This is a genomic window from Kitasatospora sp. NPDC059327 (assembly GCF_042752535.1).
Lineage (GTDB): Bacteria > Actinomycetota > Actinomycetes > Streptomycetales > Streptomycetaceae > Kitasatospora.
Window position 1 is genome coordinate 1 of the sequence record NZ_JBHYYB010000188.1, and the last position, 8565, is coordinate 8565.

11 protein-coding genes and 1 pseudogene are annotated in these 8565 nt (G+C 77.0%); 7 read left to right on the forward strand and 5 right to left on the reverse strand.

Annotated elements, in window-relative coordinates; all coding sequences use genetic code 11:
* Positions 1 to 300: 300 nt before the first annotated feature.
* Entirely contained in the window at positions 301 to 735 is a 435-nt protein-coding gene (locus tag ACFXHB_RS43655; protein ID WP_380582625.1) for a CBS domain-containing protein, read from the reverse strand.
* 127 nt (positions 736 to 862) lie between these two features.
* Between ACFXHB_RS43655 and ACFXHB_RS43660 the strand changes: the two genes are divergently transcribed.
* From ACFXHB_RS43660 to ACFXHB_RS43690, 7 genes and pseudogenes are all read left to right on the forward strand, one after another.
* Complete coding sequence (locus tag ACFXHB_RS43660) at positions 863 to 1750, forward strand: helix-turn-helix domain-containing protein (protein WP_380582627.1); 888 nt, start codon at positions 863 to 865, stop codon at positions 1748 to 1750.
* Positions 1751 to 1786: 36 nt separating this feature from the next.
* Entirely contained in the window at positions 1787 to 2209 is a 423-nt protein-coding gene (locus ACFXHB_RS43665) for a VOC family protein (RefSeq protein WP_380582629.1), read from the forward strand.
* Between the two features lie 7 nt (positions 2210 to 2216).
* Positions 2217 to 2612: an MmcQ/YjbR family DNA-binding protein gene (locus ACFXHB_RS43670; RefSeq protein WP_380582631.1), complete on the forward strand. Its 396-nt coding sequence runs from the start codon at positions 2217 to 2219 to the stop codon at positions 2610 to 2612.
* 35 nt (positions 2613 to 2647) lie between these two features.
* Positions 2648 to 3772: a saccharopine dehydrogenase gene (locus ACFXHB_RS43675; protein WP_380582633.1), complete on the forward strand. Its 1125-nt coding sequence runs from the start codon at positions 2648 to 2650 to the stop codon at positions 3770 to 3772.
* A complete protein-coding gene (locus tag ACFXHB_RS43680) occupies positions 3769 to 4395 on the forward strand; it encodes a TetR/AcrR family transcriptional regulator (protein WP_380582635.1) in 627 nt (208 codons plus the stop codon). Before ACFXHB_RS43675 ends, ACFXHB_RS43680 begins: the two co-directional genes overlap by 4 nt.
* A gap of 71 nt (positions 4396 to 4466) precedes the next feature.
* Positions 4467 to 5345, forward strand: a pseudogene (gene ligD, locus ACFXHB_RS43685) (non-homologous end-joining DNA ligase); the annotation flags it as partial.
* Positions 5346 to 5531: 186 nt separating this feature from the next.
* The gene (locus ACFXHB_RS43690; protein ID WP_380582645.1) at positions 5532 to 6383 is read left to right on the forward strand and encodes a DNA ligase; all 852 of its coding nucleotides are present in this window, start codon (positions 5532 to 5534) and stop codon (positions 6381 to 6383) included.
* Positions 6384 to 6458: 75 nt separating this feature from the next.
* On the opposite strand, the gene ACFXHB_RS43695 is transcribed toward ACFXHB_RS43690, so the two are convergent.
* The 4 genes from ACFXHB_RS43695 to ACFXHB_RS43710 all read right to left on the reverse strand — a co-directional run bounded on the left by ACFXHB_RS43695 (position 6459) and on the right by ACFXHB_RS43710 (position 8510).
* The gene (locus ACFXHB_RS43695; RefSeq protein WP_380582637.1) at positions 6459 to 6764 is read right to left on the reverse strand and encodes a PRC-barrel domain containing protein; all 306 of its coding nucleotides are present in this window, start codon (positions 6762 to 6764) and stop codon (positions 6459 to 6461) included.
* 5 nt (positions 6765 to 6769) lie between these two features.
* Positions 6770 to 7225: a hypothetical protein gene (locus tag ACFXHB_RS43700; RefSeq protein ID WP_380582639.1), complete on the reverse strand. Its 456-nt coding sequence runs from the start codon at positions 7223 to 7225 to the stop codon at positions 6770 to 6772.
* A 69-nt stretch (positions 7226 to 7294) separates the two neighbouring features.
* Entirely contained in the window at positions 7295 to 7747 is a 453-nt protein-coding gene (locus ACFXHB_RS43705) for a hypothetical protein (RefSeq protein ID WP_380582641.1), read from the reverse strand.
* 157 nt (positions 7748 to 7904) lie between these two features.
* On the reverse strand, positions 7905 to 8510 hold the full coding sequence (locus tag ACFXHB_RS43710; RefSeq protein WP_380582643.1) for a GNAT family N-acetyltransferase: 606 nt from the start codon (positions 8508 to 8510) through the stop codon (positions 7905 to 7907).
* Positions 8511 to 8565 lie beyond the last annotated feature (55 nt).

The following is an 8565-nucleotide window of genomic DNA, read 5'->3' on the forward strand; positions in this document are numbered from 1 at the left end:
CTCACCAAGTAACACCCCCACAGCCCCACACCCCCGGGCCCACCACGACCACGCCGCTGCCCCACACCCCGGGACAGCGGCGTCGCCGCACCCCCACAAGCATCGACACCACTCCCCGGCCGGCCACCCGGTGTCACCGGCATCGCGGGACGGGCCGACCGGGACGTGCCGCGCCGCGATTCCGGGGCCGTCTTCCTGCGGGAACCGCGCCCGGCCGTGCCGGTGCCCCCGCGCCGGGTGGCGCGGGGGCACCGGCGGGCGATCGAGCGCCCGCGCCGTACCCGGCGCGGCGCGGCGCGATCACCGCATCATGTAGACGCTGTCCATGAATTCGATGATCTGCTGGTCAGTCAGACGGTGGCCGTCACGGTGGCCCATGGCCAGGTCGGCCTCGCTGATCATGCCGACCAGTCGCTCGCCGTCGATCACCGGGATCCGGCGGATCTGGTGCTGCTCCATCTTCTTCAGCACCGCCTCCATCGCGTCGTCGGCGCGGACGCAGTGCAGGTGCCCGGCCAGCTCCATGGCCGTCATGTCCGCCGGCGACCGGCCCTCGGCGATACATCGCACGACGATGTCGCGGTCCGTGATGATGCCCTTCAGCTTCTGGTCCTCCCCGCAGATCGGGAGAGCGCCGACGTTCATGTCGCGCATCATCGTGGCGGCTTCGGCGAGCGTCTGGTCGGCGCGGATGCACTGGGCACCGGTGTGCATGATCTCTCGGGCAGTGGTCACTGGGACTCCTTCGTGGGTCTTCCCCCCGAGCACCGGGTGTTCCGGTGCGCTCACCATAAGCAACACCCCGACCGCCCGCGAGCCCGGGCGGCGGCGCCCCGCCCCGGCCGGGACCGATACTGGGAGCGTGACGCAGCAGGACCTCCCCGACCCGGTCGACGAGGCCGTGCGGGCCCGCCCCGCGACGGCGTTGCGGCCGTACGTGGCCTGGTACTCCGGCTACCGGCAACGCGGCCTGGCACCCGCCGCGCACCGGGGTCTGCCCTCCCCGTACCTGACCTTCATCCTCACCCTGGACGAGCCGCTGACCGTCGCCGGGCACCCGGATCCGGCCCAGGCCGGCGGCGACTACGCCACGCTGCTCGGCGGACTGCACACCTCCCCCGCCCTGATCACCCACGACGGGCGGCAGTCGGGCGTCCAGATCGCCGTCCATCCGCTGGCCGCCCGGGCGCTGTTCGGGCTGCCGGCCGGGGAGTTGGCGGGCCTGGACGTACCGGCGGACGCCGTGCTGGGGCGGGCGAGCGGGCGGCTCCAGGAGGAGCTCCAGCGGGCCGACGGCTGGCCGGGGCGGTTCGCCGCCCTGGACGGCGCCCTGCTGCGGGCCGCCCGCCCCTCGGGCCGGGTGCCGCCGGAGGTCGTCCGGGCCTGGTGGGAGCTGCGGCGCAGCGGCGGGTCGCTGCCGGTGTCGGCGCTCGCGCAGGACACCGGGTGGAGCGGCCGGCACCTGCGGGACCGGTTCTGCCACGAAACCGGGCTCACCCCGAAGGCCGCCGCCCGGGTGATCAGGTTCGACCGGGCCCGGCGGCTGCTGGCCGCTCCCGGGCCGGCGCCGCGGTTCGCGGAGCTGGCGGCGCGCTGCGGCTACTTCGACCAGGCGCACCTGGCCCGCGAGTTCCGTGCGCTGGCCGGGTGCGCGCCGAGCGTGTGGCTGGCCGAGGAGGGCCCGGACGCGGCGAAGTTCCGAAACGTCCAAGGCGCGGCGGGGGCGGCGGCGCCAGAGTGGGAGTCCTGAGAGCGACCCGGACCGCCCCCGAGGAGGCAGACCGCCATGAACAGCAAGACTCCCGCCCCGCAGGTCTGGCCCAGTCTGCGGGCCCGTGACGCCCGCGCCCTGATCCGGTTCCTGGTGGACGCCTTCGGTTTCGAGGAGGTCGTCGCGTACGGCGAGGGCGAGTTCGTCGCCCATGCGGAGCTCGCCTGGCCGGAGGGCGGCGGCGTGATGCTGGGCTCCGACCGCCCCGACACCGAGGGCTCCGCACCCTGGCCCGGGCGGCCGGGCGGCTTCACCGCGTACGTGGTGACGGCGCAGCCGGACGCGGTGCACGCGCGCGCCGTCGCCGCCGGGGCCCGGATCACCAAGGAGCCGTTCGAGACGGACTACGGCTCGCGGGACTTCGCGGCCGCCGACCCGGAGGGCAACCACTGGTACTTCGGCACCTATCCGGGCTCACCGCGCCCGTCGGCCGGCTGAGCCCGCCGTGACCGGCTCAGCCGGGCCACCGGGGCCCGCGGGGCCACCCGGGTCCGCCGGGCCGGCGGCGGCGGTCGACCGGCTGCGGGCGCTCTGCCTGGCGCTGCCGGAGGTCGCCGAGCGGATCAGCCACGGCGAGCCGACCTGGTTCGCGGGGAGCGGCCGGCGCGCCCGGGTGTTCGTGATGCTCGCCGACCACCACCACGACGACCACCTGGCCTTCTGGTGCCCGGCCGCACCCGGGCACCAGGGGTTCCTGGTCGCCGAGGACCCGGAGCGGTACTTCCGGCCCCCGTACGTCGGCCACCGCGGCTGGGTCGGGGTGCGCCTGGACGCGAAGCCCGTCGACTGGGGCCGGATCGAGGACCTGGTCGGCGACGCGTACGCGCTGGTGACGGGCTGACAGGACTTTTAGGTCGGATGACCTATTCTTCTCTCATGAACCTCTCCCCGGCCTTCGACGACCACCTGTCCCACGACCCCGACGGCCCCGTCCTGCTGGTCGGCGGCTACGGCACCGTCGGCGCCGAGCTGGCGCGCTCGGCGATCCCCGCCTGGCCGCTGCTGCTGACCGGCCGCTCGGAGCAGCGCGGGGCGGCGCTCGCCGAGGAGCTCCGCCGGGTGGACGGCGCCCACCCGGTCACCGTCCGGCGCTGGGACCTCGCCGACCCGGAGCCGTTCGGCGCCGCCGTCCGGGCCGTGGTCGGCGTGGTCAACGACCCGGACGACCGGGTGCTGCGGGCCGCCGCCCGGGCGGGCGTGCCGTTCGTGGACGTGACCCGCTGGACGGCGCGGCTGCAGCGGGCCGCCACGGTAGCCGCCCTGCTGCGCCCGGCCGCCCCGGTGCTGCTCTCGTCCGCCTGGATGGGCGGGGTGACCGGCCTGGTCACGGCCGCCCTGGCGGAGCGGCTCGGCGGGGCGGCCGAGGTCGGGATCGCGATCCGGTGGGACCTCGGGGACCGGGCGGGGGCCGACTCGGTGGAGTTCATGGACCGGCTCGGCCTGGACTACGAGGTGGTCCACGAGGGCCGGCGCCGGTCGGTGGCCCCGCTGGACGGCGCGCGCACGGTGCTGATCGGGGACGCCGCCACCCGGGTCGCCGGGATCGACACCCCGGAGCAGTTCACTCTCCCGCTCACCCTGGGCACGACCACCGCCACCACCCGGATCGGCTTCAGCTCCCGGATCGGCACGGCGGCCCTGCTGGCCGCCAAGCACGCCGGGTTCTTCCGCTGGGGCCGCGGCGAGCGCTGGGAGCCGGCCCGGCGGGCCCTGCTGTACTCGCCGGGCGAGGGCGGCGTGGCACGGCTGCGGATCGATGTCGCGCACGACGGGCAGGCGCTGAGCGCGGTGGTCGAGGACCGGGCCGGGCAGGCGCATCTGACGGCGGTCGGCGCCCTGCTGGGTCTGCGCCGGGCACTCGGGGCGGACGGCGCGCCGGCCCCGGTCGGGGTGGCCTTCCCGGAGCAGACGCCCCGGCCCGGGCAGGTCCTGGCCGACCTCGCGGCGCTCGGCGTCACGGTCGACGTCCGGAGCGAGCGGCGGGCGGGGGCCGCGGCGTGAGCGGCAAGGGCGAGCAGCGCCGCGCGCAGCTGCTGGACGCGGCCGAGGAGCTGCTGGTCACCGCGGGGGGCACCGAGCTCTCGATGCGGGCGGTCGCGGCGGCGGCCGGCGTCCGCCTGGGGCATCTGCAGTACTACTTCCCGACCCATGCCGCCCTGGTGGCGGCCGTCCTGGACCGGGTGCTCAACCGGTCGGCGGAGCGGCTGGCGCCACTGCTCGCCCCGATCGGCCCGACCGCGCCAGTCGCCCCGATCGGCCCGACCGCCCCGACGAACGACCGGGCCGGGGACGAGGCGGCCGAGCAGCTGGTCCGGGCCCTGCTCGCCGAGCAGGAGGACGCCCGTCTGGTCCGGCTGTTCGCCGAGCTCTGGGCCCTGGCCGCCCGGGACGAGGCCGTGGCGGGCTCCGTCCGGGCCTTCTACGCCGACTACCGCACGCAGGTCGCGGCGTTCCTCGCCGGCCGCCGGCCCGACCTGCCGGCGGCGGTCGTCCAGGGCCGCGCCCAGGTGTTCCTGATGCTGGTCGAGGGTGCCGCGCTGTTCCGCTCCGGCCTCGCGGGCGTGCGCGAGCCGGGCGCCGACGAGGAGCTGCTCCGGACGGCCCGGAGTCTGCTCGCGCCGTAGCGGCGGGCCGGGCAGACTGGCTGCGCGGGGCCGGCGAACAGGCGCGGGCCCGGCGCGGCTCGGAGGCGGCCATGCCGCAGATGGTGGTGGACGGGCGCACGATCGCCCTCTCGCACCTGGACAAGGTGTACTACCCGCGCACCGGCACGCTCAAGGGGGACGTGCTGCGCTACTACGCGGCCGTGCACACCGTGCTGCTGCCGCATCTGCGCGATCGTCCGGTGTCCTTCCTGCGCTGCCCGGAGGGCGTCGAGGGCGAGGTGTTCATCGCCAAGAACCCGCCCGCCGGGACGCCCCGCTGGGTGCGGACGGTGGAGGTGCCGAGCAGTGGCGGCGAGCTGCGGCAGGTGGTCCTGGACGACGGTGCGGCGCTGCTCTGGGCGGCCAACCTGGGCTGCCTGGAGCTGCACGTGCCGCAGTGGCACGCCGCCGCGCCCGGGCTGGCCGACCGGCTGGTGCTGGACCTCGACCCGGGCGAGGGCGCGTCCGTGCTCACCTGCCGGACGGTGGCCGGGCTGCTGCGCGAACGGCTCGCGGCGGACGGCCTCGACAGCTGGGTGAAGACCTCCGGCTCCAAGGGCCTGCACCTACTGGTGCCGCTGGAGCCGACACCGAGCGCGGAGGTCTCCGGCTACGCCAAGGCCCTCGCGGCCGCGCTGGAGAGCGCCCACCCCGACCTGGTCGTGCACACCATGGCCAAGGCGCGCCGCACCGGACGCGTACTGGTGGACTGGTCGCAGAACTCCGCCAAGAAGACCACCGCCGCGCCCTACACCCTCCGGGCCCGGCCCCGGCCGACCGTGTCCACGCCGCTCTCCTGGGCGGAGCTGGAAGCCGCCCGGTCGACGGCGGACCTGGTCTTCGACCTCGCCGACCTCCCCGAGCGACTGGCGGATCTCGGCGATCTGCTCGCACCGCTCCTGGACCCGGCGCGGGCCCGGCCGCTCCCCCCGCCACCGCCACCGTCGCCGTCGTCGGGCCGGGCGGCACCGCCCCGCTCCGACCCGCCGCGTCCGCGCACCGCCGGCCGCGAGGGCACCCGCACGCGGAGCGGCACCCGCACGGGTACCGGCAGCGGCACCGGCACGGGCACGGGCACCGACACCCCCGTGGTGCTGGAGCCGCCCGTCGAGGTGATGCGCCCGGCCGCCGTCCCGGCCGTCCCGCCGCCGGACGGGCTGGGCGGTGCGGGTGTGCAGTACGAGCTGAAGCTGGACGGCTTCCGCTGTGTGGCCTTCGCGCGCGGCGAACGCCCCCCGTACCTGCAGTCCCGCTCCGGGCGGGACCTGTCCGCCGAGTTCCCGCCGATCGCCGCCGCCGTGGCCCGGCTGCCCGCCGGGCTGGTGCTGGACGCGGAGCTGGTCGCCTGGCGGGGCGGCCGGTTCGCCTTCGAGGAACTGCTGCGCACCCGGCAGGGCCGGGCCTCGGACGGCGTGGCGCTCGGGCTGGTCGCCTTCGACCTGCTGGCGCTGCCCGGGCGCGACGTCCGGGGGCTGCCGCTCACCGACCGGCGACGGCTGCTGCTGGCCGCGCTCGCCGACGTACCTCCACCGGTGCAGCCGGTGCTGGCCACCACCGACCGGGCCGAGGCGATGACCTGGATGGAGCAGCTGGCCGACACCGGGGTCGAGGGGCTGGTCTGCAAGGCGGCCGGGTCGGCCTACCGGGCGCGCGGCGCCGGCCGGCGCTGGGTCAAGTACCGGCGCGGCGACACCGTCGACGCGACCGTCCGCGCGGTCGTCGGGACGGCGGCCCGGCCCCGGGCGCTGGTCCTGGAGCTGGACGACGGGCCGGTCCTGCTCTCCGCCCCGCGGCTGACCGCGGTGCAGGCCCGCGAGGTGGCGCGGGCGGTGGACGGGCTGCTGGGCGCAGCGGTGCGCGATCCGGAGCACGGGAGCCTGCGGCCGGTGACCGCTCCGCTGCGGGCCGAGGTGACCGTCACCGGCCGGCCACCGGCGGCGGCCTTCGTCCGGCTCCGGGGCGACTGACGGCTCCGGGGCGACCGACCGGTCCGGCGCGGCCGAGGGCTCCGGAGCGACCGAAACGCACGTGGTCGGTGGTGTTCACCCGCCCTCCGGCCGGCCCCCGCGCACCTCGACGGCGGTGGGCGGCGGGGCGGCGCGGACCCGGGCACGCGGGCAGTCCAGGTGGACCACCAGTTCCAGATGGTCGATCCGGGCCACCAGACCGACCGGGACCGGCACCCGGACGCCCGGCACCCATGCCCCGGCGTCGACCACCAGGTGGTCGCCGGTGTCCCGTTCGACCCGGCCGAGCGGGCCGTCGGTGCCCTCCACCTCGTAGCCGACCAGCGTCAGGTCCGCGGCGTGGTGGGCGCCCGGGCGGTACTCCCACAGTTCGGTGGTCACGGCGCTCACGCCTCCGGCTGGTCCCAGGGGCGGCGCTCCCGGCTGTCGGGGCGCTCGCGCCCGTCCGGACGCCCGCGGCCCTCGGCCCGGTCGCGCCCCTCGGGGCCGCCGCCGTCCGCCCGGCCCGCCGGGCGCGCCCCGGCCGTGCGGCGTCGCAGCAGCACGGCCACCACGACCGCCACGGCCACGCTGAGCGTCCAGACCAGCACCACCGCGGTCAGGACGGGCGCGGTCGGGGTGCGCACGCCGACGCTCAGGCAGATCGCGGACATCACCAGCGCCGTCATCACCACGCCGGGGGGCACCCGGCGCCCCAGGTGGCGCAGGCCGAGCCGGACGCGGCCGGGCTGTCTGACCCCCATCGTGCTCAACCGCCGGTCCAGGCGGGAGTCCTGGCGCAGGTCACTCTCGATCTCGGCCAGGAGCCGCCGCTCCCGTCCGCTCAACGCGGGTCCGTCCATCTCGGTCACCTCCGACGATCCCGGTGACGCCGTCCTCGTGTCCGGGCGGTTGCCCGGCCCGGGTGTGCGTCAGCCGCTCCGGCCGGCCGGTGCGGCCGGAGTCGTCGGGCGGCAGTCGACGAAGGCCCTGGGTCGGGCCAGCAGGCTGTCGTCCAACACGCGCAACAGGGCGGCGGCGTCGTGGTGCACCTCGGCCGCGCCCGCCGCCCGCAGCTCCAGGCCCGTCCCGCCGTCGCTCTCCACCGCGACGCACGACACCCGCGCGCGGTGGGCCAGCAGTGCCTCGCGCACGCTCGCGGCCACGAACACCGCGTGGTCCGAGGTGCCGTCGACCAGGCCGAGGGCCGAGCGGACGGGGTCGTCGCCCGGGGCCGCCACGGTCAGGGCGGGCACCTCCACCGGTCCGGGGCCGATCAGCAGGACCGTCCAGCCTCGCGCGGCGCATTCGTGCAGCAACTCTTCGGAGCCGGGTGACGCAGCGTGCCAGTCGGTACCGAAGAGTGCTGCCGAGATGACCGTCATGGCCCACCGTCCCCGTTCCGCACCGCACACGGACGCGCTCTTCCAGACTAGGCCTCCACCCCCGTATCGCGCCCGGTCACCGACCCCGCCGACCCCCGCCGGGCAGCGACCGGGCGCGGCAGACGGGCGCGGCGGACGGGCGCTCGCGACGGCCCGGTCAGTGGACCGGCGGCTCCGGGTCGGTGGCCAGCCGGGCGTGCAGGTGCTCGTCGTGGTAGGCGCCGTCGCCGTAGCGGTGGGAGGCGCGCAGGGTGCCCTCGGCGGGGAAGCCGCAGCGCTCGGCCACCCGGCAGGAGGCGTCGTTGCCGACCGCGTGGGCGAGCTCGATCCGGCGGGCCCCGGCCGTGGCGACGCCCCAGGCGGTGACGGCCCCGGTCACCCTGGTCGCGAGACCGCGGCCGCGGGCGGCCGGGAGCACCCAGTAGCCGATCATCGCGAGCCCGTCGGCCCGGTCGACCCAGCGCAGCGAGGAGTTGCCCAGCAACGTGCCGTCGGCGGCGTCGACCACGGCGAAGGCGGCCGCGGCGCCGCCGGCCCACCCGCTCTCGCAGCGGTCCAGGTAGGCCTCGGCCCCGGCCCGGTCGGTGGCACGGATCGGGTTCCACCGCGCGATCGCCGGATCGGCGGCGGCCGCGAGCACGCCGGCCACCGCTCCGCCCAGGATCTCGGTCGCCCGGCCCCACGGGCGGAGCGAGACGTCACCCAGGTCGAGGGTGACGGGAACGAAGGCGCGCTGGTCGGGACTGCTCTCCACGGTGCTCATCCCGCCTTCCTATCCCGGCCCCCGCCTCCCGCACCAGCGGTTTTTTGCGCGCGGG